Source organism: Mycolicibacterium aromaticivorans JS19b1 = JCM 16368 (genome assembly GCF_000559085.1).
GTDB classification, from domain to species: domain Bacteria; phylum Actinomycetota; class Actinomycetes; order Mycobacteriales; family Mycobacteriaceae; genus Mycobacterium; species Mycobacterium aromaticivorans.
This window is the reverse complement of the sequence record NZ_JALN02000001.1, coordinates 2,491,945-2,516,619: the sequence shown is the minus strand read 5'-3', so window position 1 is coordinate 2,516,619 and position 24,675 is coordinate 2,491,945. Positions and strand designations below refer to the sequence as shown.

The 24,675-nt window shown below is 67.1% G+C and carries 18 protein-coding genes and 1 pseudogene; 11 read left to right on the top strand and 8 right to left on the bottom strand.

Annotated features, from left to right (window positions below):
- Window positions 1–11: 11 nt before the first annotated feature.
- Both Y900_RS12200 and Y900_RS32730 read right to left on the bottom strand, forming a co-directional pair.
- Entirely contained in the window at window positions 12–902 is an 891-nt protein-coding gene (locus Y900_RS12200) for an aminoglycoside phosphotransferase family protein (protein ID WP_036342053.1), read from the bottom strand.
- A complete protein-coding gene (locus Y900_RS32730) occupies window positions 899–1,042 on the bottom strand; it encodes a hypothetical protein (protein WP_192827505.1) in 144 nt (47 codons plus the stop codon). Before Y900_RS32730 ends, Y900_RS12200 begins: the two co-directional genes overlap by 4 nt.
- Here Y900_RS32730 and hrpA point away from each other — a divergent pair.
- Entirely contained in the window at window positions 1,035–5,021 is a 3,987-nt protein-coding gene (hrpA, locus tag Y900_RS12195; protein ID WP_081845083.1) for an ATP-dependent RNA helicase HrpA, read from the top strand. The two genes, Y900_RS32730 and hrpA, sit on opposite strands and share 8 nt — an antisense overlap.
- A 54-nt stretch (window positions 5,022–5,075) precedes the next feature.
- Here the strand turns inward: hrpA and Y900_RS32725 are convergent, their stop codons facing one another.
- The gene (locus tag Y900_RS32725) at window positions 5,076–5,243 is read right to left on the bottom strand and encodes a hypothetical protein (protein ID WP_192827504.1); all 168 of its coding nucleotides are present in this window, start codon (window positions 5,241–5,243) and stop codon (window positions 5,076–5,078) included.
- A gap of 277 nt (window positions 5,244–5,520) precedes the next feature.
- On the opposite strand from Y900_RS32725, the gene Y900_RS12190 reads away from it, so the two are divergent.
- Window positions 5,521–5,760, top strand: a complete 240-nt coding sequence (locus Y900_RS12190) for a hypothetical protein (protein ID WP_051660019.1) — start codon at window positions 5,521–5,523, stop codon at window positions 5,758–5,760.
- 10 nt (window positions 5,761–5,770) lie between these two features.
- Here Y900_RS12190 and Y900_RS12185 read toward each other — a convergent pair whose 3' ends face one another.
- Entirely contained in the window at window positions 5,771–6,748 is a 978-nt protein-coding gene (locus Y900_RS12185; RefSeq protein ID WP_036338172.1) for an IS481 family transposase, read from the bottom strand.
- A gap of 130 nt (window positions 6,749–6,878) precedes the next feature.
- Between Y900_RS12185 and Y900_RS12180 the strand changes: the two genes are divergently transcribed.
- The 3 genes from Y900_RS12180 to Y900_RS12170 all read left to right on the top strand — a co-directional run bounded on the left by Y900_RS12180 (window position 6,879) and on the right by Y900_RS12170 (window position 9,587).
- Window positions 6,879–7,889 (top strand): patatin-like phospholipase family protein, encoded by a 1,011-nt coding sequence (locus tag Y900_RS12180; protein ID WP_036342051.1) that lies wholly within the window; start codon window positions 6,879–6,881, stop codon window positions 7,887–7,889.
- A gap of 64 nt (window positions 7,890–7,953) precedes the next feature.
- Complete coding sequence (locus Y900_RS12175; RefSeq protein ID WP_051660373.1) at window positions 7,954–9,177, top strand: wax ester/triacylglycerol synthase domain-containing protein; 1,224 nt, start codon at window positions 7,954–7,956, stop codon at window positions 9,175–9,177.
- 167 nt (window positions 9,178–9,344) lie between these two features.
- Window positions 9,345–9,587, top strand: coding sequence for a hypothetical protein (locus Y900_RS12170; protein ID WP_036346537.1), 243 nt, complete (start codon window positions 9,345–9,347; stop codon window positions 9,585–9,587).
- Window positions 9,588–9,666: 79 nt separating this feature from the next.
- Here the strand turns inward: Y900_RS12170 and Y900_RS12165 are convergent, their stop codons facing one another.
- Complete coding sequence (locus Y900_RS12165) at window positions 9,667–10,815, bottom strand: acyl-CoA dehydrogenase family protein (RefSeq protein ID WP_036342049.1); 1,149 nt, start codon at window positions 10,813–10,815, stop codon at window positions 9,667–9,669.
- Window positions 10,808–12,004 carry an acyl-CoA dehydrogenase family protein gene (locus Y900_RS12160; protein ID WP_036342048.1) on the bottom strand — a complete coding sequence of 399 codons (1,197 nt, stop codon included), beginning with the start codon at window positions 12,002–12,004 and terminating at the stop codon, window positions 10,808–10,810. The genes Y900_RS12165 and Y900_RS12160 overlap by 8 nt, the downstream gene beginning before the upstream one ends.
- Before the next feature lie 129 nt (window positions 12,005–12,133).
- Here Y900_RS12160 and Y900_RS12155 point away from each other — a divergent pair, with 129 nt between their 5' ends.
- The 4 genes and pseudogenes from Y900_RS12155 to Y900_RS12140 form a co-directional block, all read left to right on the top strand.
- Window positions 12,134–13,039 carry a DUF1295 domain-containing protein gene (locus Y900_RS12155; RefSeq protein ID WP_081845081.1) on the top strand — a complete coding sequence of 302 codons (906 nt, stop codon included), beginning with the start codon at window positions 12,134–12,136 and terminating at the stop codon, window positions 13,037–13,039.
- On the top strand, window positions 13,036–14,163 hold the full coding sequence (locus tag Y900_RS12150; protein ID WP_036342047.1) for an FAD-dependent oxidoreductase: 1,128 nt from the start codon (window positions 13,036–13,038) through the stop codon (window positions 14,161–14,163). The genes Y900_RS12155 and Y900_RS12150 overlap by 4 nt, the downstream gene beginning before the upstream one ends.
- Before the next feature lie 64 nt (window positions 14,164–14,227).
- The gene (locus Y900_RS32135; RefSeq protein ID WP_036342046.1) at window positions 14,228–15,349 is read left to right on the top strand and encodes a DUF5631 domain-containing protein; all 1,122 of its coding nucleotides are present in this window, start codon (window positions 14,228–14,230) and stop codon (window positions 15,347–15,349) included.
- Between the two features lie 194 nt (window positions 15,350–15,543).
- Window positions 15,544–16,092 (top strand): annotated as a pseudogene (locus Y900_RS12140) (type VII secretion AAA-ATPase EccA); the annotation flags it as partial.
- Here Y900_RS12140 and Y900_RS12135 read toward each other — a convergent pair.
- Window positions 16,082–16,834: a serine/threonine-protein kinase gene (locus Y900_RS12135; protein WP_051660017.1), complete on the bottom strand. Its 753-nt coding sequence runs from the start codon at window positions 16,832–16,834 to the stop codon at window positions 16,082–16,084. The pseudogene Y900_RS12140 and the gene Y900_RS12135 sit on opposite strands and share 11 nt — an antisense overlap.
- Window positions 16,821–17,888, bottom strand: a complete 1,068-nt coding sequence (locus tag Y900_RS12130) for a MinD/ParA family ATP-binding protein (protein WP_036342045.1) — start codon at window positions 17,886–17,888, stop codon at window positions 16,821–16,823. The genes Y900_RS12135 and Y900_RS12130 overlap by 14 nt, the downstream gene beginning before the upstream one ends.
- A 533-nt stretch (window positions 17,889–18,421) precedes the next feature.
- On the opposite strand from Y900_RS12130, the gene gltB reads away from it, so the two are divergent.
- Together gltB and Y900_RS12120 are read left to right on the top strand one after the other, a co-directional pair.
- Window positions 18,422–22,996 (top strand): glutamate synthase large subunit, encoded by a 4,575-nt coding sequence (gene gltB / locus Y900_RS12125; protein WP_081845304.1) that lies wholly within the window; start codon window positions 18,422–18,424, stop codon window positions 22,994–22,996.
- Entirely contained in the window at window positions 22,989–24,455 is a 1,467-nt protein-coding gene (locus Y900_RS12120; protein ID WP_036342043.1) for a glutamate synthase subunit beta, read from the top strand. The genes gltB and Y900_RS12120 overlap by 8 nt, the downstream gene beginning before the upstream one ends.
- Window positions 24,456–24,675 lie beyond the last annotated feature (220 nt).

Below are 24,675 nucleotides of genomic sequence, written 5' to 3'. Positions count from 1 at the left end.
CGCTTGGTGTTTCAGTCCTGTACCGCCTTTGCGACGGCAATACACGCAGTCAGCCAGCCCGGCTGCTGCGCTCCGGAATCCTGCACCGCCCACATGGCGTTGAGCACCGCCCGCACCACCACCCAGGCCCGCGCCCGATCCTCGTCGAACTCCGCCGCGTCGACCAGGGTGTAGAACCGTCTGCGCACGCGAATGCGGACATCGCCGGCCAGCTCGTCGAAGCGGTTCCACAGCATCGGGGCGATCTCGTAGTGCGGATCGCCGTTGACCGGTTTGGGGTCGATGGCCAGCCAGGGCTGCCGTCCGCCCGCGAGCACGTTCTCGTAATGCAGATCGCTGTGCAGGACCCGTGCCGTCGCCTCGGCGTCAGTCGTCAGGTCCGCGCACTGGCTCAGCGCCTGCTCCACCAGCCGGTGTGGAATCGGTGCGCTGCGCGGCAGGTCGGCGAGTTCGGCGGTCCAGCGGTCGAGGTAGAACGTCAGCGGCCGCAGTTGCGGCAACGCGGGGACGTGCAGGTGCCGATACAGACCCGCGACGATCCGGCAGGCCTCCATGTCGTCGACTCTGGTGAGGTCGTCGCCGAGCCGTTCCAGCAGAATCGTCCGCCGGTGCGGGTCGGCGCTCAGTAGCCGGACGGCACCCTCGCCGCCCCAGCGGCGCAGCGCCAGGTGCTCGTGTTCGGACTCGTCATCGGGGAAGCCGAGCTTCAGGATCGCGGCCGTGCCGTCGGCTGTGCGGACCGGCACCACCAGTGAGCAATACCCGTGGGTGGCGACACCGTCCGGCCGAAGCTGCCACTGCGCGACGACGTCACGGGTGAGCCGGGGCAGTGCGTCGACCCACGTCGCCCACTGCGGGCCGCGAGCGGCCATCGCCCGCACCCCGGCGGGCAGATCGATCACGTCCCGGGTTCGTCCGGGTGCTCGCCGGCCGGCTCGCTTGGCGGGGTCGGCCTGTTCAGCCAGTCCTTCAGCCGGAACAACTGGCTGGCCACGATTCCCAGGCCCACCAGCAGCAGACCCAAGACGATCCAAATGGTCATCGCCGTCGAGCCTACGCAGACGACGACGCCTCCGGCGGCGCTCGCCGCTATTGTGGCGCCAGTGTCCGAGGTCTCCGCTGAGCAGGTGCGTCAGCTGCGCGCCCGCCTCGACGGCGTCACGTTTCGGGATGCGGCCCGGTTGGGGCGGCGGCTGAAATCTCTGCGCGGCGATGTGCCGGCGGAGGCCATGAAGAAGATCTCCGACCAGATCGCGGCCGCCGAGGCGTTGGTCGCCACCCGTCAAGCCGCGGTTCCGGTGATCACCTACCCGGATCTGCCGGTCAGCGACCGCCGGGACGAGATCGCCCGAGCCATCATCGACCACCAGGTGGTCGTGGTGGCGGGCGAGACCGGGTCGGGCAAGACCACCCAGCTGCCCAAGATCTGCCTGGAACTCGGCCGCGGGATCCGCGGAACCATCGGCCACACCCAGCCGCGTCGGCTCGCCGCGCGCACGGTCGCTCAGCGCATTGCCGACGAAGTCGGCACCCCGCTTGGTGAGACGATCGGCTACACCGTCCGCTTCACCGACCAGGCCAGCGACCGAACCCTGGTGAAACTGATGACCGACGGAATCCTGCTCGCCGAGATCCAGCGCGATCGGCGCCTGCTGCGCTATGACACCCTCATCCTCGATGAGGCGCACGAGCGCAGCCTCAATATCGACTTCCTGCTGGGCTACCTGCGCGAACTACTGCCACGCAGGCCCGATCTCAAGGTGATCGTCACGTCGGCGACGATCGAGCCGGAACGGTTCGCCGCGCACTTCGACGGCGCACCCATCGTCGAGGTCTCCGGCCGAACCTATCCGGTGGAGATACGCTATCGGCCGCTGGAAGTGCCTGTACAGGTCGATGATTCGGACGACCCCGACGATCCCGACCACGAGATCGTGCGCACCGAGATTCGCGATCAGACAGAGGCGATAGTCGACGCGGTTCGCGAGCTGGAGGCGGAGCCGCCCGGTGACGTGTTGGTGTTCCTGTCCGGGGAGCGGGAAATCCGGGACACCAGTGATGCTTTGAGCCGCATTGTCGATTCGAACACCGAGGTGCTACCCCTCTACGCGCGGCTGCCCACCGCCGAGCAGCAGCGGGTGTTTCAGCCCGCGCGGACCCGTCGGCGAATCATCTTGGCCACCAACGTCGCCGAGACATCGCTGACCGTACCGGGCGTCCGGTATGTCGTCGACCCCGGCACCGCGCGGATCTCCCGTTACAGCAGACGCACCAAGGTCCAGCGGTTGCCGATCGAACCGATCTCTCAGGCCTCAGCCGCGCAGCGCGCGGGGCGGTCGGGTCGTACCGCGCCCGGGGTGTGCATTCGGCTTTACTCCGAAGAGGATTTCGCGGGCCGGCCGCGCTACACCGACCCGGAGATCCTGCGCACCAACCTGGCTGCGGTGATCTTGCAGATGGCGGCGCTGCAGCTCGGCGAGATCGAGAGCTTCCCGTTCCTGGATCCGCCTGAGCAACGCAGCATCCGCGACGGGGTGCAGCTGCTGCAGGAGCTCGGCGCGTTCGACGCCGCCGGCGCCATCACCGATGTGGGTCGGCGGCTGGCGCAGTTGCCGGTCGATCCGCGGCTGGCGCGGATGATCGTGCAGGCCGACACCGAGGGATGCGTGCGCGAGGTCCTGGTGCTGGCCGCGGCGTTGTCGATTCCGGACCCGCGCGAGCGGCCGGCCGAGCGGGAAGAGGCGGCCCGGCAGAAACACGCCCGGTTCGCCGACGAGCACTCGGACTTCGTGTCCTTCCTGAATCTTTGGCAGTATCTGCGCGATGAGCGGAAGGCCCGTTCCGGCAGCGCTTTCCGGCGCATGTGCCGCGAGGAGTTCCTGCACTATCTGAGGATCCGGGAGTGGCAGGACCTGACCGGGCAGTTACGCAGCATCGCCCGAGACATCGGCATTCGGGAATCCGACGACCCCGAGCCGGCCGATCCGGCGCGTGTGCACGCTGCCCTGGTCGCCGGGTTGCTCTCGCATATCGGACTGCGAGAAGGGGATTCGCGGGAATACACCGGTGCGCGCAACACCCGGTTCGTACTAGCCCCGGGATCGGTGTTGACCAAGCGTCCGCCGCGCTGGCTCGTGGTGGCCGACCTGGTGGAGACCAGCCGGCTGTACGGCCGCATCGCGGCTCGCGTCGAACCCGAGATGGTCGAGCGGGTGGCCGGACACCTGGTGCAGCGCAGCTACAGCGAACCGCACTGGGACGCCAAGCGCGGTGCGGTGATGGCCTTCGAGCGGGTCACGCTCTACGGGCTTCCGCTCGTTCCGCGCCGGCGGGTGGGATACGCCGCCGTCGACCCGGTCGTGTCGCGCGAGCTGTTCATCGAGCACGCACTGGTGCAGGGCGAGTGGCAGAGCCGCCACCACTTCGTCGCCAACAATGCGCGGCTGCGAACCGAATTGGCCGAACTGGAGGAGCGCGCACGCCGTCGCGACATGCTCGTCGGTGACGACGAGATCTACGCCTGGTTCGACAGCAGGATTCCGCCCCAGGTGGTCTCCGGCAGGCATTTCGACGGCTGGTGGAAAAAGCAGCGGCATCGCACCCCGGATCTGCTGACGTTCACGCGTGACGACCTGTTGCGTGTCGACGACGAGGACGCCGAACGGCCGGACAGCTGGCAGGCCGGCGACTTGTCTCTGCCACTCACCTACCGATTCGAGCCCGGCGCCGCCGACGACGGCGTCACCGTGCACATACCAGTCGACGTGCTCGCCCGGCTCGGCGGCGATGAATTCGGCTGGCAGGTACCCGCGCTGCGCGAGGAACTGGTGACCGCGCTGATCAAGTCATTGCCGAAAGACCTGCGGCGCAACTTTGTTCCCGCCCCCGATACGGCACGGGCGGTACTTGCCGGTATTCAGGTCGGAAGCGAACCGCTTCTAGAGGCTCTCCAGCGTGAATTGCACCGGCGCAGCGGCATTCTCGTGCCGATCACAGCGTTCGATCTGGACAAGCTGCCCGCTCACCTGCGGGTGACCTTCGCCGTCGAAGGGCCGGACGGAACCGAGGTGGCCCGCGGTAAGGACCTCGACATGCTGCAGCGCAAGCTCGCAGGCTCGGCCCGCAAGGCGGTGGCCGACGCGGTGGCCGGTGACTGGGAACGAACGGGCCTGCGTGCGTGGCCCGACGACCTCGAAGAGTTGCCGCGTCGCGTCGAACGCACTGTCGGGGGCCACATCGTCCGCGGCTATCCGGCGTTGGTCGATGCCGGCAAGGGCGTCGACGTAAAGGTCTTCGCCACCGAGGCCGAACGCGAGGCAGCGATGCGCGGGGGCACCAGGCGGCTGCTGCGCCTGGCGGTGCCATCTCCGGTGAAGGCGGTGGAGAAAGGACTGGACCCGCGTACGCGACTGGTGCTGGGCGCCAACCCCGATGGGTCCTTGACCGCGCTCCTGGACGACTGTGCCGACGCCGCGGTCGATGTCTTGGCCGCCAAGCCGGTATGGACCAGAGTAGATTTCGCCGCGCTGCGGGACCGGGTGGCCGAAGCACTGCCCTCGACCACCAAAGAACTTGTGACCCGGGTGCAAAAGGTGCTTGCCGCTTTGCAGGAGGTGCATCTGGCCCTTCCCGACAATCCGCCTGCGGCGCAAGCCGATGCCGTCGCCGACATCCGCGCGCAGCTCGCCGGATTGGTCGCCACGCCCTTCGTCACCAGCGCCGGGGCCGCGCGCCTGGCCGATCTGACCCGTTATCTGACGGCGATCGTTCGCCGCCTGGACCGGCTGGCCCAGGCGCCGCAGGCCGACCGCGAGCGGATGCACCGTGTGCACGCCGTCGAAGACGCCTACACCGAGCTGCTGCAGGCGCTCTCGCCCACCCGCGCCGCCGCCTCCGACGTTCGCGACATCGGGTGGCAGATCGAGGAGTTACGGGTCAGCCTGTGGGCGCAGCAGTTGGGCACCTCCCGGCCGGTCAGTGAGCAACGGATCTACCGCGCCATCGACGCGATACTGGCATGACAACGAAAGAGGGGCACCCGACTAGGGTGCCCCTCCCATGGAGTTCGTGGTCGATCAACGACTTCCATGCACAGTTGTGTCTACATGGGGCGCGGTCGCCGTCGGGCCGATGTTGTTGACCCAGTCGTTGTGACCGAGGTCGGCCTGGGCGGGTCCGGCGAGGCCGAGAACGGCTGCGGTCATCGCGCCTGCGATCGCTGTGGTGATTGCGTACTTCCTCATTTTTCTTTCCCTCTTCCTCTGCGCCCGTCAGTGGGGGATTCCGGTGCGCTGACTGTGTTAACGCCGCGTTAGGGCGCGGTAATTCCACTGGCAGCAGATGATCGCCGGTTGGCAGAAATTGAGCGGTGTCCGCCGATCGGGGGACAACTTATTCCCCCCTGCTATCCGCCGGCTGCCCGACAGACAACGTTGCCAGGATGCGAGACCGTTTAGGCACTGGCGAAACGCGAAGGCCGACACAAACACAGTTGATGACGACGAAGAGGAAAACCCTGAGATGAGCACCATGACCTGGATGAAGCGATTCGCCGCCGGTAGCGCCCTCGCCGCCGGCTCTGCACTGTTCGCCTTCGGCTCCGCCACCGACGCCCTCGCCGAGAGCGGCTCCTTCGGTTCCTTCAATGGTGGCCCGCACATGAACCAGCCCGGCCACCACCAGACCTTCCCCGGCCAGCACAACCAGCCGGTGCCCGGCTCCGCCGAGCACCACCATCACCAGTGGAACCACGCCGGCTAGCTGTACTCGGCTAGGACGTTGGCGTCAGTCTGCTAATCGGGGGTTGGCCTCCGAGGGCTGAGTGGCGTCGTCGATTGTTGTAGTCCTCGAGCCAGGGTGCAAGGGCAGCGCTGCGAGCGTCGTTGGTGGTGAATATCTGCTGGTAGGCCCACTCGGTCTGCAGGGTGCGGTTGTAGCGCTCCACTTTCCCGTTCTGCCAGGGGCAATGCGGCTTGATGAAGACGTGCTTGGCGCCCAGGCCTGCGATGACAGCCGCGACATCGGCGGAGCGTCGATAACTCCAGTGGTTGTCGGTGATGAGTCTCTCGATGGTCGGGATGCCGTGGGCGCGGAAGTACTCGGCGGCCCTGGCTAAAAACTCACCGCACGTCGCTCCCTTTTCATCGGGCAGGATCTCTGAGTAGGCCAGCCGCGAATGGTCGTCAACGACGGAGTGCACGTAGTCGAACCCGATGCGCGCGTTCCTCTGTGCAGCAGATCTGCTCTTGGCTCGGCCGTGAGCCTTCCATCCGCCTCCGTCAGGGATGCGGCCAATCTTCTTGACATCCATATGAATTAGTTCTCCGGGGCGTGCCCGTTCGTAGCGGACCGCGGTCGCTTTCGATGACCGGATCACGTCACCGGTCAGCGGGTCGCAGTCCCTCAGATACGGCAGCTGGTGGCGGCGCAAGATCGCCGAGATCGTGCGGGCCGGCAGACCGAGTTCGGCGCCGATCCAGTCCTGGCCCCGCCTACTGGCGCGGCGCAGTTCGAGGACCGCATCTTCAATGACAGCTGATGTGCGGCGCGGGCAGCGGTGTGGTCGTGAGGAGCGATCCGACAACCCGGCAACGCCTTCATCGCGAAACCGGCGCACCCATCGGTGAGCGCACTGGCGCGACACTCCTAATTCGGCAGCGACATGAGACACCGGTCGGTGTCCCTTAACGATCCGCTCAACGAGCAGCAGACGACCATGAACGGTCAAACGGGCATTAGCGTGGGACACGAGGACCTCCGTGGACTGGTGAAGACGTCAGACATCTCCACTAAGCCCGGAGGTCCTCCCTACAGCAATAGCGATCCGTCACCAATGTCTAAGCCGAGTACAGCTAGCGGGTCGCTCCTAGCATGGGGCGATGGCCCCCATCGTGACGAAGCCCGTCGACCTGGTCCTGGCCGGCGGCGGGGTGAAAGGTATCGGTCTGGCCGGTGCCGTCGTCAGGCTGATGGAGGCCGGCTACCGGGCCCACCGAGTCGCCGGCTCCTCGGCCGGATCGATCGTCGGCTCTATCGTGGCCGCGGCCGCGAAGAACGACCAGCTGACCCCCGACAATTTCCGGGATCTCGCCCTGAGTATCGACTACCGCAAGTTCCTGGATCCCGGCCCGGTCGAGCGGGTGCCGCTGCTCGGCGCAGGATGGGCGATCCTGCAGGGCACCGGCGTCTACCGGGGCGACTACGCGCACGATTTCATCGCCCACCAGCTCCGCGACCTCGGCGTCAGCACCTTCGGTGACTTGCGGCTCGACGATGACGAGCTGCCCCCGGAACAGCGCTATCGGCTGGTGGTGACCGCGGCCGACGTGACGACGGGCCAGTTGGTTCGCCTGCCGTGGGACTACCACCGGCTCTACGGCCTCGACCCGGACGAGCAACCGGTCGCCGACGCGGTGCGTGCGTCGATGTCGATTCCGTTCGTCTTCCGACCGGTGACCCTCACCAGCGTGACCGGGCGGGAATCGACCCTCGTCGACGGCGGGCTGCTGTCGAACTACCCGATCGACTCGCTGGACCGCTGCGACGGGAAGAGACCCCGGTGGCCGACGCTCGGGGTGACGTTGCTGCCCGACCTGCCGGAGAACAACCACAAGGTGATCCCGGCGCTGGCTCCGCTGCAATTGTTCGGCGGCCCGAGCCTGCTCGAGGACGTGATCACCACGATCCTCGTCGGCCGCGACCAGGCCTACCTCAACCTGCCCTGGGTCAGTGCCAGGACCATTCGGGTGGATGCGACCGATGTCGGTGTGCTCGATTTCGAGATCAAAAAGCCGCAGATCGATGCTCTCTACACCGAGGGCTACGAGGCGGCCACGACGTTCCTGTCGACCTGGGACGAGCACGCCTACCTCGAACGGTTCCGGTCTTAGGCTGGCACTCGTGGGGCCCGACGACGCCGAATCTCTCTCCGCTGATGACGCGCGCATTCTGCGCATGGAATCCGCGGCGATCACCGGCCACACGCTGAAACTGATCGTTTTGGAGCCCGGTGCGGGAGCGCTCGACATCGACGCGTTGCGCGCCTCAGTGGCCGCGCGCCTGCCGAGTCAGCCGCGTGCCACCCACCGCGTGGACACCTCGGGACCCGATCCACGATGGGTACCTGCCCCCGACTTCGAGATCGCCGACCATGTCCGGCTCCGAACAGACAGCAACTGTGTCGGCCGGCAGGACCTGTGGCGCATCGTCAGCGCGCTGATGGCGGAGCACCTCGATCGCAGCAGGCCGCTGTGGACCTTCGACGTCATCGGGCCGCTGGCTGACGGTCGAGAAGCGATCGCAGCACGCATCCACCACGCGATGGCCGACGGCATCGCCGGTGTGCGGTTTCTGGACTCGGTGTTGTTCGATGTTCACCGCGACAGAGATACGCCGGGAAGGACTCCTGGACAACATGATTCACCCAGCTTGACGCCGCTGGAAGAAGCCTGGCGAATGCCCTCGGCGCTGGTGCGCGAGCTGGGTCATCCCACCGGCGGTTCGCCGTTCGACCTACCCGTCACCGTTGCGCGGGAGTTGGCCTTCTCCGTTGCTCCGCTGGCCGAATTCAAGGCCATCGGTGCATCACGGCCCAACCCGGCAACCGTCAACGACGTCCTGCTGGCGGTGATCGCCGGTGGTCTCCGGCGCTGGTTGGGCGAATCGCGGGTGCGGGATCTCCGCGCCCAGATCCCGGTGAGTCTGCATCATCGCGGCGAAACCGGTCTGGGCAACCGCGACTCGTTCCTGAACATCGATCTGCCGCTGGCGGAAGCGGATTCGCTGACCAGGCTGGACCGGATCAGTGCGCAGACGCGTGAGCGCAAGCGCCTCGATGACGCCGACGAGATGTACGACCTGTTCCATGCCCTGGGCTGTGTCCCGCGCCTGGAATCCGCGGTCCGCCGACTGGCCGGCAGCGCAGAGGAATTCTGCCTGTCGATTTCCAACGTTCCCGGACCCCGCGACCCGGTTCACGTTGCGGGGCGCCGCGTTGCGCACCTGTTCTCGTCCTCGGAACCGGCCGCTCATCACGCGCTGCGGATTTCGGCGATCTCGTGCGCAGGCGACATGGGGATCGGTCTGTGTACCGATCCGACTGCGTTGCCCGACATCGCCGGGTTGGCCAGCCGCATCGACGCTGCTTACGAGCAATTGCGCGAAGCGGCCGGCATCTGACGGCAGACGGCCGGCAGGCCGCTGAAGCGGTCGTCGTCCCCCGATCGGTGGACACCGGTTTCACCCCTGCTTGGGGCTGGTCAGCCGACAGACATCGGGGTTGTCGTGCGCGATTCTTGTCTTACCCGGCAAACCGGGTGAAGCACGAAGAGAACGAGCATGACGACATGACCATCACGACCACCAACACCTCGACCACGATCTGGTTCAAGCGCATCGCCGCAAGCGCGATCCTGGCCACCGGCTCCGCGCTGGCCGCCCTGGGCGCGGCACCTGCGAGCTTCGCCGACGCAGGCGGCCCCAACATGAGCCACCCGGCGCCGCACCCGGCGTTCCCGCATCAGACCAATCAGCCCCAGCCGGGGACCTCGATCCATCACCATCACCAGTGGAATCGCCATCGCGGCTGACGAGCCGGGCGCACCACGAAATAGTTCGGGTGCGAGAAGTTCTCAGCACTTCTCGCACCCGAACTCTCGTATCCAGGCCTCAGACAGGCAGGCCGTCGGCCACCCGGGTGGCGTCCTCGGCACTGGCCTCGTCCAGCACGATGTCGGCGATCCTGGCCCGGTGCTGTTCGGCATTGCCGAGCAGCGCAGCAACAGTGGCTGCGCGCTTGAAGTACAAGTGCGCCTGGTGCTCCCAGGTGAAGCCGATCCCGCCGTGCACCTGGATGGTGTCGGCGGCGACGTGGCTGAGCGCGGCTGACGCCGCGGCCTGAGCGATGCTGGTCGCCAGCGCCGGATCATCGGAGCCGTCGGTCAACGCCCACACCGCGTGGTAGGCGGCCGAGCGGGCATGCTCGACATCGACGAGCATGTCGGCCAACTTGTGCTTGATCGCCTGGAACGAGCCGATCTGGCGGCCGAACTGCAGGCGGGACTTGGCGTACTCGACAGACAGATCCAGAAGGTGCTGTGCTGCGCCGACCTGCTCGACTGCCAGCAGCGCCGAACCCACCTGCAGTGCGTGAGTGATCACCCGCTCGGCATCCTCCGGGCCGGCCAGCAGCCGGGCGGGCGAGTCGGAGAAGGTGATGTTGGCCTGCGGCCGGGTCAGATCCAGGGTCGACAACGGGGTGCGCACAACGTCTTGTGCGTCCACTGCGTACAGCCCGACGCCATCGGAACCTGTTGCCGCGACCAGGATTACGTCGGCGGCGGCACCGTCGACAACGCGCTTGACGGTGCCGGAGACGGTGTCACCGGCGACTGTCACGGTCACCGCGGCGGCGTCGAACGCGCCTGCCTTGTCGGTGACGGCGAAGGCCGCGGTGGCGGTGCCCTCCACCAACTGGGCCAGCAATTCGTCACGCGCCGAGCCGGCGGAACTGGCGACCAGCGCCGGCACGGCGAGGTAGACGGTCCCGAACAGCGGTCCGCAGGCCAGCGTCGCACCGAATTCCTCGACCGCGACGGCCTGATCGACCAGCGAGCCGCCGACACCGCCGTCGTCCTCGGGAACCGAGAGCCCGAGCACGCCGAGCTCGGCGCCCAGACGGTTCCACACCTTGGCGTCGAAGGGCACCTCGGACTCCATCAACCGGCGCACGGTCGACTCGTCGAAGTTGTCGGCGCAGAACTTCCGCACCGCTGCGCGCAGCTGCTGCTGTTCCTCGGTGAACGAAAATTCAGCCACGGGGGATCTCCTTCCAGGGCATGCCGGCGTCGGCACGCAGATCACCGGGCAGGCCCAGCACCCGCTCGCCGAGGATGTTGCGCATCACCTCGGTGGTGCCGCCCTCGATGGTGTTGGCGCGGCTGCGCAGGTAGCGCTGCTGAATCGGCCCGCGCCAGTCGCCCGCGTCACCGGCGTCATCGGCCAATGCGTAGCGGTCGTACAGAATGCCTTCGGGCCCAAGCAGATCCATGCACCATTCGTAGATGTGCTGATTGAGCAAGGCGCCCACCAGCTTGCCGACCGAAGCCTCCGGGCCCGGGCCGCCTGCGGTGGCCGAGGCGCGGGAGCGCTCGGAGGTCAACCGCTGAGCTTCGGACCGTAACCACAACTGCGACAGTCGGTCTCGTAGCACCGGGGTCTGCAGGTCGGGACGCGAAGCCCACAACGAGGTGGCTTCTTTGATGGTGCCGCTGCCGCGGCGGCTGCCGCTGGCGCCCAGGGCGCTGCGCTCGTTCATCAGGGTGGTCATCGCGACGTTCCAGCCGTTGCCGACCGCGCCGAGGCGGTGGCTGTCGGGGATGCGGGCGTCGGTCATGTAGACCTCGTTGAACTCCGCCTGCCCGGTCATCTGGCGCAGCGGACGGGTCTCCACGCCGGAGGCGTGCATGTCGAGCACGAAGTAGGTCAGGCCCTTGTGCTTGGCGATGTCGGGATTGGTCCGGGCCAGCAGCAGACCCCACCGGGCGCGGTGCGCCAGACTGGTCCACACCTTCTGGCCGTTGATCACCCATTCGTCGCCGTCGGGCACCGCCGTGGTGGCCAGGCCGGCCAGGTCCGAGCCCGCGCCCGGCTCCGAGAACAGCTGGCACCAGATGTCGTCGGTGGTGGCCAGCGGCCGCAGCAGCGCCCTCTTGAGGTCGTCGGACTGGGCGTGTTCACGCACGGTCGGCGCGGCCATGCCGTAGCCCATCGGGTTGAGGCCCAGCGGCACCGGTCCGCCGGCGCCCTGCAGGATCCGGTCGGCGACTGCCTGCAGGCCGCGCGACAGGCCGAGCCCGCCGAGACCTTCAGGGAAGTGCACCCAGGACAGGCCGGCGTCGTAACAGGCGCCGAGGAATTCCGGAATCGGGACTTTCTTCGGGTCGTGGTCTGCCACGACCCGCCGGGCCAGGTCTTCGACCCGCTCGGCATCAGCGACGGTGCTCATTCCGACACGATAAGGAACCCCGTGCCGGCCGTTGTTGGCAGGTGTCAAGTTGTGGGTCCGGACGTGAGATCGCCCAGTCGCCAGGCAACTAGAACGTGTTACAGTTCGGCCGCGGTAGGAGGCTGGAAAATGGTGGACCGAAGCAAAGCAAAATCGCTGTGGTTGGTCACTGCGGCCTACGTCGTCGCGGTCGCGGCCGGCGCGGGCTGGTTGTTGTACGGCCCGCCGGCGACCGGGCGGTTGTGGCTAGATGCGTTCATCGCCGACGTCATCGCCACCCTGGTGGTGTTCGTGTTCAGCCGGGCGTATCGCAACTCCAGCTTCTACGACGCCTTCTGGAGCGTGATCCCGCCGCTGCTGCTGATCTACTGGTGGGCCGCCGGGCCGCTCGGCCTGGATTCGGTACGGTGCTGGCTGGTCGCGATCGTCGTCATGTACTGGGCGATCCGCTTGACCGGCAACTGGGTGTATAGCTTCCCCGGCCTGCACCACGAGGATTGGCGGTACCCGCAGCTGCGTGCCGGGGCGGGCCGGTGGGAATTTGTGGCCGACCTCTTCGGCATCCACCTGATCCCGACCGTGCAGGTGTTCTTGGGCATGCTGCCCGTCTACGTCGCGGTGACCCGACCGGGCGACGGCGTGGTCTGGCTGAGCTGGGTCGCATTCGCTGTGGGCGTCGGTGCGGTGACTCTCGAGCTGGTGGCCGATACCCAGATGCACCGCTTCGTCCGTGACAAGAAGCCCGGCGCGGTGATGGACCGCGGGTTGTGGGCCTGGTCGCGGCACCCGAACTATCTCGGCGAGATCGGCTTCTGGTTCGCGATGGCGTTGTTCGGCGTCGCCGCCGCGCCCGCCGACGCCTGGTGGTTGTTCGTCGGGGTGGTGGCCATGGTCGCGATGTTCCTCGGCGCCAGCATCCCCATGATGGAGAAGCGCAGCCTGGCTCGCCGCCCGCAGTACCAGGACGTCATCGACAGAGTGCCCATGCTGATTCCCCGCCCGCCCCGAAAGGCCAGCGTAGGAGGAGATGTATGAGCCGCAAGCCCCGCGTCGTGATCGCCGGCTTGGGTGACAGTGGTCTGCTCACCGCGATCAAGCTGGCCCGTCATGCGGACGTCGTCGGCATCTCGGTCAAGCCGGCTCTGGTCAGCGGTCAGGAGCTCGGGCTGCGGCTGGCCCGGCCGAAGGACTGGGCCCGCGACAACTGGATCTCGTTCGACAAGTACCGGGGTCTGGACCCGGTGCGCACCGTGCAGGCCACGCTCACCGGTCTGGATCTGGAGAACCGCACCGTGCTGGGCAGCGCTCCCGACGGCTCGCCGGTCACCGAAACCTATGACGTGCTTGTGATTTCGACCGGAGTGCGCAACGGCTTCTGGCGTCAACCCACGCTGCAGACCCCCGAGGAGATCGCGGCGGATCTGACCGCCACGCACGAACGCCTGGCGGCCGCCGAGTCGGTGATGATCATCGGGGGTGGGGCCGCGGCGGTCAGTGCCGCCGCCAACGTCGCCACCGCATGGCCGGGCAAGACGGTGGATCTGTACTTCCCGGGTGAGCGGGCACTCACCGAGCATCACCACCGGGCCTGGGAGCGGTTGCACGACAAGCTGATCGGTTTGGGCGTCGGCGTGCATCCCGGGCACCGTGCGGTGCTGCCCGACGGGTTCGACGGTGACGAGATCACCGATGGCGCGGTGCAGTGGAGCACCGGGCAGCCGGAGTCGACGGCCGACGCGGTGCTGTGGGCGATCGGACGGGTCAAGCCCAATACCGAGTGGCTGCCGCCGGAGCTGCTCGACCAGCAGGGCTTCGTCAAGGTCACCCCAGAATTGCAGCTGTGCGGTCACCACCACGTCTTCGCGATCGGGGACGTGGCCGCCACCGACCCGCTGCGCGCCTCGGCTCGCGCGCGGGCCGACTCGCTACTGGCGCAAAACATCCGCGCGACGCTGACCGACCGGCCGTTGAAGAAGTACCGCGCACCGCGGCGCCGGTGGGGTTCGATCGTGGGGATCCAGGCCGACGGGCTCGAAGTGTTCGCTCCCAACGGCACCGCCTACCGATTCCCGGCCTGGTCGATCGACCGGGTGTTGATGCCGTGGATCGTGCGCCGCGGCATTTACAAAGGGGTCCGACGGAATCAGCCGCTGAGCTGAACGGCCCTGGTGAGCGGTCCACCGCCGAACTGACAGCGCACGGATCGGCGGTAGGCTCCTCAAAGTGGCGATCTTCGGTCGGAACACGGCGCGCCAGCGCCTGAAGAGGGCGACGCGGCAAGCGCTCTCCGCGCCGACCTTTGACACGCCGCCGGACGCCACGCCGTGGGTGATCGGGGGGCTGTGGCCGGCGGAGCTGGCGACTGTCACGCTGGGGACCGCCGCCGTCGCCGCGCACCTCAAGAACGACCTGCAGCGCATCGCGGACTCGGCCAACGAGCGGTTGCACGCGCTGCGTCACGCCGATGTCCCCGACTTCGCGCGGCGGGCCGAGGAAGTCCGGATCATCGAGACGGCCAGAACCTATGCGGTGCAGCGCGTCGCGTCGACGATTCGTCTATTGCGTTCTGCGAAAGATGATTTCGATACCGACCCGGCGATTCCGAAGATCACACCTGAGCAGGTGCGCGAGGTGGACGTGATCCCGACGCCGGTGGTCGAACCCGTCGAGATCAAACCCGAACCCGAATTGGTACGCGCACCCGAACCGCCACCCGTCGATCGGCGGCTGGAGTCCGTGCTCGAGTTCGTCGCCCGCCAGGAGCCGGGATTGAGGTGGGCGGTCGGGGAGCGCGCGGACGGGACCATTGTGCTGGTCACCGATCTCGCGCACGGCTGGATCCCGCCCGGCGTCGCAGTGCCCGCCGGTGTCGGTCTGCTGCCGCCGGCCAGGCGCGGTGGGCGGGTCGGCGAACTGCTCGGTGACGTCGTCCGATCCGCGGTGTATCACCCCGGTGACCCATTCGGCGGCGGGCGCACCGCTACGGCGACTTCGCTCGAGGCCCGCGAACTGCCCCGCGTCCACGACCTGGGCTGGAAGTTGGTGGAGGCCACCCACTGGCGGGACGGACTGCCCCGAATCGTGCACACCCTGGCGAAGGCCGGCGCGGCCCGCACCGGTGTGCTCGACGCCGAGGTCGACGTCCTGCGAGTGCATTCCGACACCGCGCGCTACCAGCTGATGGCCCAGTATCCAGACGTCGATGCGGCCCTGCTGAGCAACTGCCTGCTGTTGGCAGCGACCGAGGCGATCGTCCTGAGCGACGAGGTCTCTGCGAATTATCACTTCGGCTGGTTCGAGGCGCTCAGCGCCCCGCCGGCCAGCCAGTGGGGCACCGCGCCATAACTCAACCTATGGTGCGAGGTTGCTGGAGCGATATTCACCACCGGATATCGTCGATGCTGTAAAAGTGAATTGACGCAGGTAGCGACGGTCGACATACTTGTGACGTGGCGGGATCGGGCAGCGGTCGCGAGCTTAGCGACAGAGATCTTGTCGACGCGGTCTTGAAGGAGCTGAGCGAGGCTGCCGAGCGCTGGGAGTTCTATTCCCTGGTGGAGCGTCATCACGACGGGCGCCCCGACATGATTGGCATGGAGGCGGTGAACCAGTTGCTGGTCGCCTTGGAGGTGCATCGCTTCGACTTCTGTTTCATCGGCGCCGGTTACGAGAAGGAAGTCGACGAATTCCTCACCGTGAACCCCGGTTTGGCGGGACGCTTCAACCGCAAGCTGCGGTTCGAGTCGTATAGCCCCGACGAGCTGGTGCAGATCGCCGTCCGCTACGGCGGGCCGCGCGCCACCGTGATCGAACCCGCCGCGCAGGACGCGCTGAACGCGGCCTGCCGCAAGTTGCGGGCCTACCTCGCTCCGGACGGCACCCACGGTATCGACGTCATGCAGAATGGCCGGTTCGCCCGCAACGTCGTGGAGCGGGCGGAGCGGCTCCGTGACTCACGGGTGGCCGCCCAGAATCGCACCAGCCGCGGCTCGGTGACGGTCGAGGACCTCGAGACACTGCGAACCCAGGACCTGATGGCCGCGGTGGCCGATGCATGCGCGGAAAAGCATGTACCCATTAGTCTTTGATGGGTAGCGCCGCATCAGCTGCGCGCGCAAGCGCACCCGCGCTCGGGTAACGCGCATCCGGATCCTTCGCCATCGCCGCGGCAATGACGTCGTCCATCGCCGAAGGCAACCACGGTGCGAACCGGGTGACCTGAGGCGGCTCGCGGTACAGGTGTGCGTGCACCACCTCGTCCTTGGATTCGGCGTCGAAGAACGGCGGCTTACCGGTCAGCAGCCGGAACAGCGAGCAGCCCAACGAGTACACGTCGGCATGCCCGTCGACCTCGTGGCCTCGCAACATCTCCGGCGACGCGTACGCTGCCGACGTCAGCACCATTCCGGCTGCCGCGAACGGCCTCGACCCAAAATCGGCCAGCAGCGCGCGGTCATTCTCAGCCAGAAGGAAATTCGACGGCTTCACGTCGCCGTGCACGACTCCGTGCTGGTGCGCGAAGTCCAGCGCGCGAGCGATGTCGGCGATGATGTGCGCCGCCCGATCGGGTGACATCCGACCGGCCCGCAGTTCGCGGTCGGCATCCCCATCGGCCACGTACTGCATTGCCAGCCAGTGCTTTCCGTCCTGGGCGGTGCCGTGGGCGTACACCGGCACGATATTGGGATGGACAAGAGTCGGGGGTGCGCCGGATGCACTAACCTTGAGCGCGACGCGCCGGCCTGAATCGTGTGCCAGGTACACGGTGCCCGCAGCGCCTGTGCCCAGCACGGATTCGACGACGTAGCCGCCGATACTACCGAGGTCCACGGGGCGGAATGGTCGCGAAGAACTGCGAAATGACTGCTGCCACTTCGACGAACGCCCGGCGGGTCGGCGCCGACATCTCGGCGGTGCTGTTGATGACACCTCCCGGGCGAAGGCTCGGATCGAACGGCACCTCCACCACCGCCTGCCGCCGGGAGCGGAACTGGTCGGCCAGCACCCCGCGCGTCTTCTTGTCGGAGTGCCCGTCGGAATCGTTGAGCACGATCACCGAGCGCTGCATCAGGCCGGTCTTGCCATGGGCGGCAAGCCATTCCATGGTCTGCGCGGCCGCTGACGCCCCGTCCGGCCAGGGCGAGGAGACCACGATCAGCGCGTCCATGTCGCGCATCGCCTCCTGGGTGACCGGAGCGTCCATCGTCGAACCGCAGTCGACGATGGAGATCGTGAAGTGCCGGTCGAGCCGCATGGTGGCCTCGCGATAGATCGCCGGGTCCAGAATCCCGCGGCGGCTGCCGTTCTCCCCGGCCAGCACGAACAATCCCGACGAGTTGCTGCCCATCCGGGTGAGCACCTCGGCGAACGAGCGCAGGTTCTTGTTCTTGGCGAGCTCCCAGTAGGAGCCGTCGGCGCGCGGGTCGATCCGGCTGCCGAGCCGGCCGAACGCGGTGTCGGCGTCCACCGCCACCACCCGGTCCCCGCGACGCAACTCGGCCAGCACACACCCCACGCTGGCCGACACCGTCGTCTTACCGACACCACCCTTGCCCAGCACGCCGATCTTGTAATGGCCACGCAACGGGGCGGCCACCATGGCCTCCATCGCGGCCTGACGCTTGTCCTCGCGCGACGGACCGGGGTTCACCAGCCCGAACGTCGCGGCATGGACGCCGCGGCGCCAACCCCGGGTCGGCTTGGGCTTGGCCCGCCGGACCGGCGACGGCGTCGGCACCGGCGGGTACGGCGCCCGCGGCATCGGCGGCATCGGGCGCGTGGGTGGCACCTCGATACGGGGCAGCCGCTCGGTGGGCGGGCCGCCGTACTCCGGCGAAGGCGGAGCCTGCCGGTATCGCTCGCGGTAGTCGTCGCGGTCGGTCATCGTATTCAGTATCGCTGGTCGGTCGAGATCGACGTTTTGCCGGGCTTCACCGGGGCTTTCTCGGCGATCTGTCGGTTTGGACGAGGCAAAGCTAAGAATCCGACCAGAGTTTGCGCAAAGTCTCGCGCCGGAGCGCCAGCTGCCTCGTGGTGCCGGTGACGACGGCTGATGTGAGGTACACCGCAGCCGCCAGGCGAGCGCCCTACGCCCTCAGCAAACAACCATCGCCACGGCGAACGGAGCTCCCCGTCGGTCCTCTGGTGCGGGAACCGGGCATCTAGCCATCAAAAGGGGTCGTGGACAACGGATTCCGCAGCCAAATGGCCCCCGCGATCGCGTCTTCGATTCCCGCGGCAGAGCAACCAAGTAAGCCTAGACTAAGTTGGCATGTCAGGCGGGGTTTGACATATCGTTTTACGACTTGTTGACACCACAGTGGAGCCCCGTTCAGTGACGCACGGAGGAATCCCTGGCGGGGCGCGGTGACGTCGACGAACCACCGCGCGCAAAAGCTTGTGAAGGGTCAGGTGCGAATGCCCAGGAGTGTCGGGCTGTACAACCCCGCATATGAGCACGACTCATGTGGCGTCGCCATGGTGGTGGACATGCACGGCCGTCGCAGCCGCGACATCGTGGACAAGGCGATCACCGCGCTGCTCAATCTCGAGCACCGCGGCGCGGCAGGCGCCGAGCCGCACAGCGGTGACGGCGCAGGCATCCTGCTTCAGGTTCCCGACGCGTTCCTGCGTGCCGTGGTCGACTTCGACCTTCCCGCCGAAGGCTCCTACGCCACCGGCATCGCCTTCCTGCCGCAGTCGTCCCGCGACGCGGCCACCGCCTGCGAGGGCGTGGAGAAGATCGTCGAGGCCGAGGGCCTCGACGTCATAGGCTGGCGCGACGTCCCCACCGACGACTCGTCGCTGGGTGCGCTGTCCCGGGACGCGATGCCGACCTTCCGCCAGGTGTTCATCGGCGGTGCGTCCGGTATCGAGTTGGAGCGCAAGGCCTACGTGATCCGTAAGCGTGCCGAGCACGAGCTTGGTTCCAAGGGCCCCGGCCAGGATGGTCCGGGTCGCGAAACCGTTTATTTCCCAAGCCTTTCCGGTCAGACCTTCGTCTACAAAGGCATGCTGACCACCCCGCAGCTCAAGGCCTTCTACCTCGATCTGCAGGACGACCGGCTGGAAAGCGCGCTGGGAATCGTGCACTCGCGGTTCTCCACCAACACGTTCCCGTCGTGGCCACTGGCCCACCCGTTCCGGCGGGTCGCCCACAACGGCGAGATCAACACCGTCACCGGCAACGAGAACTGGATGCGCGCCCGTGAGGCGCTCATCAAGACCGACATATTCGGCACCGACGTCGAGAAGATCTTCCCGGTCTGCACCCCCGGCGCCTCGGATACCGCCCGCTTCGACGAGGTACTCGAACTGCTGCACCTCGGTGGGCGCAGTCTCGCGCACTCGGTGCTGATGATGATCCCGGAGGCCTGGGAGCGCAACGAGTCGATGGACCCCGCCCGGCGGGCGTTCTACCAGTACCACAGCTCGTTGATGGAGCCGTGGGACGGACCGGCCTCGGTGTGCTTCTCCGACGGCACGGTCGTCGGCGCGGTGCTCGACCGCAACGGCCTGCGTCCGTCGCGCATCTGGGTCACCGAGGACGGCCTCGTGGTGATGGCCTCGGAGGCCGGCGTGCTCGATCTGGACCCGGCCACCGTGGTCAAACGCATGCGCCTGCAGCCCGGCCGGATGTTCCTGGTCGACACCGCCCAGGGCCGCATCGTCTCCGACGAGGAGATCAAGGCCGAACTGGCCTCCGGCGAGCCCTACCAGGAATGGCTGGACGACCAGCAGTTCCACCTCGACAATCTACCCCAGGGCCCGTACGTGCGGATGCCACACCACCGCGTGGTGCTGCGCCAGCAGGCCTTCGGCTACACCTACGAGGAGCTCAACCTGCTGGTCGCGCCGATGGCGCGGACCGGGGCGGAGCCGCTGGGCTCGATGGGCACCGACACCCCGATCGCCGTGCTCTCGTCGCGGCCACGGATGCTGTTCGACTACTTCCAGCAGCTGTTCGCCCAGGTGACCAACCCGCCGCTGGACGCCATCCGCGAAGAAGTCGTGACCAGCCTGCAGGGCACCGTCGGCCCGGAAGGCGACCTGCTCAACCCGCAGCCGGAGTCGTGCCATCAAATCGGGCTTCGTCAACCGATCCTGCGCAACCACGAACTGGCCAAGCTGATCAACCTCAACCCGGACGACACCGTTCGCGGCCGCAAGCACGGCATGCGCTCTGCCGTCATCCGATGTCTATATCCCGTCGCCAAGGGCGGCGAGGGCTTGCGCCGTGCGCTCGACGACATTCGTGATGCGGCGTCGAAGGCCATCGCCGACGGCGCCCGGATCCTGATCATTTCCGACCGCGAGTCGAACGAGAACCTGGCGCCGATCCCGTCGCTGCTCTCGGTCGCGGCCATTCACCACCACCTCGTTCGCACCCGGACCCGCACCCAGGTCGGCCTGGTCGTGGAGGCCGGCGACGCCCGCGAGGTGCACCACATGGCCGCCCTGGTCAGCTTCGGGGCCGCCGCGATCAACCCGTACATGGCGTTCGAGTCGATCGACGACATGATCGGCCGTGGGGTGATCGAGGGCATCAGCCGTGAGAAGGCGCTGCAGAACTACATCAAGGCCGCAGGCAAGGGCGTGCTGAAGGTGATGTCCAAGATGGGCATCTCCACCCTGGCCTCTTATACCGGCTCGCAGCTCTACCAGGCCATCGGCATCTCCCAGCAGGTGCTCGACGAGTACTTCACCGGGCTGCACTGCCCGGTCGGCGGGATCGATCTGGACGACATCGCCGCCGACGTCGCCACCCGCCATCAGCTGGCTTACCTGGACCGCCCCGACGAGCGCGCACACCGCGAGCTCGAGGTCGGCGGCGAATACCAGTGGCGCCGCGAGGGTGAATACCACCTGTTCAACCCGGACACGGTGTTCAAGCTGCAGCACTCCACCCGCACCGGGCAGTACAAGGTGTTCAAGGAGTACACCCAGCTGGTCGACGATCAGAGTGAGCGTATGGCCTCGCTGCGCGGTCTGCTGAAGTTCAAAGATGGTGTGCGTCCGTCGATCCCGATCGAGGAAGTCGAGCCGGTCAGCGAGATCGTCAAGCGGTTCTCCACCGGGGCAATGAGCTACGGCTCGATCTCGGCCGAGGCGCACGAAACCCTGGCGATCGCGATGAACCGCCTGGGCGGGCGGTCGAACTCAGGCGAGGGTGGCGAGGCGGTCAGCCGTTTCGACCGCGAGCCCAACGGCGACTGGCGCCGTAGCGCCATCAAGCAGGTGGCCTCCGGTCGCTTCGGTGTGACGTCGCACTACCTGACGAACTGCACCGACATCCAGATCAAGATGGCCCAGGGTGCCAAACCAGGTGAGGGCGGCCAACTTCCGGGCCACAAGGTCTACCCGTGGGTGGCCGAGGTGCGGCATTCCACGCCCGGGGTCGGCCTGATCTCGCCGCCGCCGCACCACGACATCTATTCGATCGAGGATCTGGCACAGCTGATCCACGATCTGAAGAACGCCAACCCGCAGGCCCGCGTGCACGTGAAGCTGGTGAGCGAGAACGGAGTCGGCACGGTCGCGGCCGGTGTGTCCAAGGCGCACGCCGACGTGGTGCTGATCTCCGGCCACGACGGAGGCACCGGCGCGACGCCGCTGACGTCCCAGAAGCACGCGGGCGCACCGTGGGAGCTCGGCCTGGCCGAGACCCAGCAGACGCTGCTGCTCAACGGATTACGTGACCGGATCGTGGTGCAGGTCGACGGCCAGCTCAAGACCGGCCGCGACGTGGTGGTCGCCGCTCTGCTGGGTGCCGAGGAGTTCGGCTTCGCGACCGCGCCGCTGGTGGTGTCGGGCTGCATCATGATGCGGGTCTGCCACCTCGACACCTGCCCGGTCGGTGTTGCCACGCAGAACCCGGTGTTGCGCCAACGTTTCGACGGCAAGCCGGAATTCGTCGAGAACTTCTTCATGTTCATCGCCGAAGAGGTTCGCGAGCTGATGGCTCAGCTGGGCTTCCGCACCGTCAACGAGATGGTCGGCCAGGTCAACGCGCTGGACACCGCCGAGGCCGCCGAGCACTGGCGGGCACACAAGCTGGACCTGACTCCGGTTCTGCACGAGCCGGATTCGGCGTTCATGAATCAGGATCTGTACTGCAGCTCACGCCAAGACCACGGCCTGGACAAGGCGCTGGATCAGCAGCTGATCGTGATGAGCCGCGAGGCGCTGGATTCCGGCACTCCGGTTCGCTTCTCGACGACGATCGCCAACACCAACCGCACCGTCGGCACGATGCTCGGCCACGAGCTGACCAAAGCCTATGGCGCCAATGGACTTCCGGACGGCACGATCGATATCACGTTCGACGGTTCGGCGGGCAACAGCTTCGGTGCGTTCGTGCCCAAGGGTGTGACGCTTCGGGTCTACGGCGACGCCAACGATTACGTCGGCAAGGGTCTTTCGGGCGGTCGGCTCGTGCTACGGCCTTCGGAGAAGGCGCCGGAAGACTATGTGGCCGAAGCCAACATCATCGGCGGCAATGTGATCCTCTTCGGCGCCACCAGTGGTACCGCGTTCATCCGCGGCACGGTGGGCGAGCGGTTCGCGGTGCGCAACTCCGGTGCGCACGCCGTTGTCGAGGGCGTCGGTGACCATGGCTGCGAGTACATGACCGGTGGACGGGTGGTCATTCTAGGCGAGACCGGCCGCAACTTCGCGGCGGGCATGTCCGGTGGCATCGCCTATGTCCACGACCCCGACGGCAAGCTGCCGGCCAACCTCAACACCGAGATGGTCGATATCGACGAGTTCGACGACGCCGACGTCGAGTGGCTGCGTGACATCATCGTCGCGCATGTGGACGCCACCGATTCGGTTGTGGGCCAGCGAATCTTGGCTGACTGGTCCGGACAGGTAGGTAATTTCGTGAAAGTGATGCCGCGCGACTACAAGGCCGTGCTGCAGGCCATCGCCGACGCCGAGGCTGCCGGCGATGATGTCGACAAGGCGATCATGGCGGCCGCTCATGGGTGACCCGAGTGGCTTCCTGAAGATCACCGCGCGTGAGACGCCGGTGCGCCGACCGGTGGATCTGCGACTCAAAGACTGGAAAGAGGTCTACGAGGACTTCTCCCAGGACACTTTGGAGAAGCAGGCCTCGCGCTGCATGGACTGCGGAATTCCGTTCTGCCACAACGGCTGCCCGCTGGGAAACCTCATCCCGGAGTGGAACGACCTGGTGTACCGGGATCGGTGGCGTGATGCGATCGAGCGGCTGCACGCCACCAACAACTTCCCGGAGTTCACCGGCCGGCTGTGCCCGGCGCCGTGTGAGGCCTCCTGCGTGCTGGGCATCAATCAGGATCCGGTGACCATCAAGCAGGTCGAGGTCGAGATCATCGACAACGCCTTCGACGAGGGCTGGGTCGTCCCGATGCCGCCGCACGTCATTACCGGCAAGAAGGTCGCCGTCGTCGGCTCCGGCCCCGCCGGGCTGGCGGCTGCCCAGCAGCTGACCCGCGCCGGGCACGACGTCACCGTCTTCGAGCGGGCCGACCGCATCGGTGGACTGCTGCGCTACGGGATCCCCGAATTCAAGATGGAAAAGCGCCACATCGATCGGCGCCTGGCTCAGATGGAAGCCGAGGGCACCAAGTTCCGCGCCGGCGTCAACGTCGGGGTCGACATCAGCGCCGACCAGCTGCGCGCCGACTTCGACGCCGTCGTCCTCGCCGGCGGTGCCACCGACTGGCGGGATCTGCCGATTCCGGGCCGCCAGTTCGAAGGCGTGTATCAGGCCATGGAGTACCTGCCGTGGGCCAACAAGGCCACCCACGGCGATCCGGTACTCGACGAGAACGGTCAGCCGCCGATCACCGCCAAGGGCAAGAAGGTCGTCATCATCGGCGGCGGCGACACGGGCGCCGACTGCCTGGGTACCGCCCATCGGCAGGGCGCGGCCAGCATCCACCAGTTCGAGATCATGCCGCGGCCGCCCGAGACCCGGGCGGACTCGACCCCCTGGCCGACCTACCCCCTGATGTTCCGGGTGTCCTCGGCTCATGAAGAGGGCGGCGAGCGGGTGTTCTCGGTCAACACCGAGAAGTTCGTCGGCCACGAGGGCAAGGTCACCGGTCTTCGCGCGCATGAAGTGGTGATGAAGGGCGGGAAGTTCGAGAAGGTGGACGGCACCGACTTCGAGCTCGAGGCGGATCTGGTGCTGCTGGCGATGGGCTTTGTCGGACCGGAGAAGCCCGGCTTGCTCACCGACCTGGGTGTGGACCTCACTGATCGGGGCAATGTCGCCCGCGACAACGAGTTCGGCACCTCCGTGCCCGGTGTCTTCGTCGCCGGCGACATGGGCCGTGGCCAGTCCCTGATCGTCTGGGCCATCGCGGAAGGCCGCGCCGCCGCCAAGGGTGTGGACCGCTACCTGATGGGTCACTCCGCGTTGCCCGCACCGATCAAGCCGACCGCGGCCCCGCAGCGCTGACCAACTCGGGCACACTGGTAACTCCAGCCCCATTAGAATCATCGGATTAATCGGCGGCGCGCCTCTTGCCGTTTGCCGTGTGATCTGTGTCTAATTGCTGGAGTGAGCGTTGCGGTAACGTGGGGCTCCGCCTGAGCTGAGATCCGACCACAGGAGTGATCCTTGTGTACCTCAACCCGATATCTCGTTTCCGGGTCGGGCGTATTGCCTGGTCCTTCTT

Excerpts from the sequence above, each read along its gene's own strand:
- Y900_RS12175 (WP_051660373.1), top strand. The coding sequence starts at position 7,954 with ATGGAATCCGCGGCGATCACCGGCCACACGCTGAAACTGATCGTTTTG.
- Y900_RS12130 (WP_036342045.1), bottom strand. The coding sequence starts at position 17,888 with ATGACCGACCGCGACGACTACCGCGAGCGATACCGGCAGGCTCCGCCT.
- gltB (WP_081845304.1), top strand. The coding sequence starts at position 18,422 with ATGCCCAGGAGTGTCGGGCTGTACAACCCCGCATATGAGCACGACTCA.
- hrpA (WP_081845083.1), top strand. The coding sequence starts at position 1,035 with ATGGTCATCGCCGTCGAGCCTACGCAGACGACGACGCCTCCGGCGGCG.
- Y900_RS12120 (WP_036342043.1), top strand. The coding sequence starts at position 22,989 with ATGGGTGACCCGAGTGGCTTCCTGAAGATCACCGCGCGTGAGACGCCG.
- Y900_RS12155 (WP_081845081.1), top strand. The coding sequence starts at position 12,134 with ATGGTGGACCGAAGCAAAGCAAAATCGCTGTGGTTGGTCACTGCGGCC.
- Y900_RS12150 (WP_036342047.1), top strand. The coding sequence starts at position 13,036 with ATGAGCCGCAAGCCCCGCGTCGTGATCGCCGGCTTGGGTGACAGTGGT.
- Y900_RS12180 (WP_036342051.1), top strand. The coding sequence starts at position 6,879 with ATGGCCCCCATCGTGACGAAGCCCGTCGACCTGGTCCTGGCCGGCGGC.
- Y900_RS12170 (WP_036346537.1), top strand. The coding sequence starts at position 9,345 with ATGACCATCACGACCACCAACACCTCGACCACGATCTGGTTCAAGCGC.
- Y900_RS12160 (WP_036342048.1), bottom strand. The coding sequence starts at position 12,004 with ATGAGCACCGTCGCTGATGCCGAGCGGGTCGAAGACCTGGCCCGGCGG.
- Y900_RS12190 (WP_051660019.1), top strand. The coding sequence starts at position 5,521 with ATGAGCACCATGACCTGGATGAAGCGATTCGCCGCCGGTAGCGCCCTC.
- Y900_RS32730 (WP_192827505.1), bottom strand. The coding sequence starts at position 1,042 with ATGACCATTTGGATCGTCTTGGGTCTGCTGCTGGTGGGCCTGGGAATC.
- Y900_RS32725 (WP_192827504.1), bottom strand. The coding sequence starts at position 5,243 with ATGAGGAAGTACGCAATCACCACAGCGATCGCAGGCGCGATGACCGCA.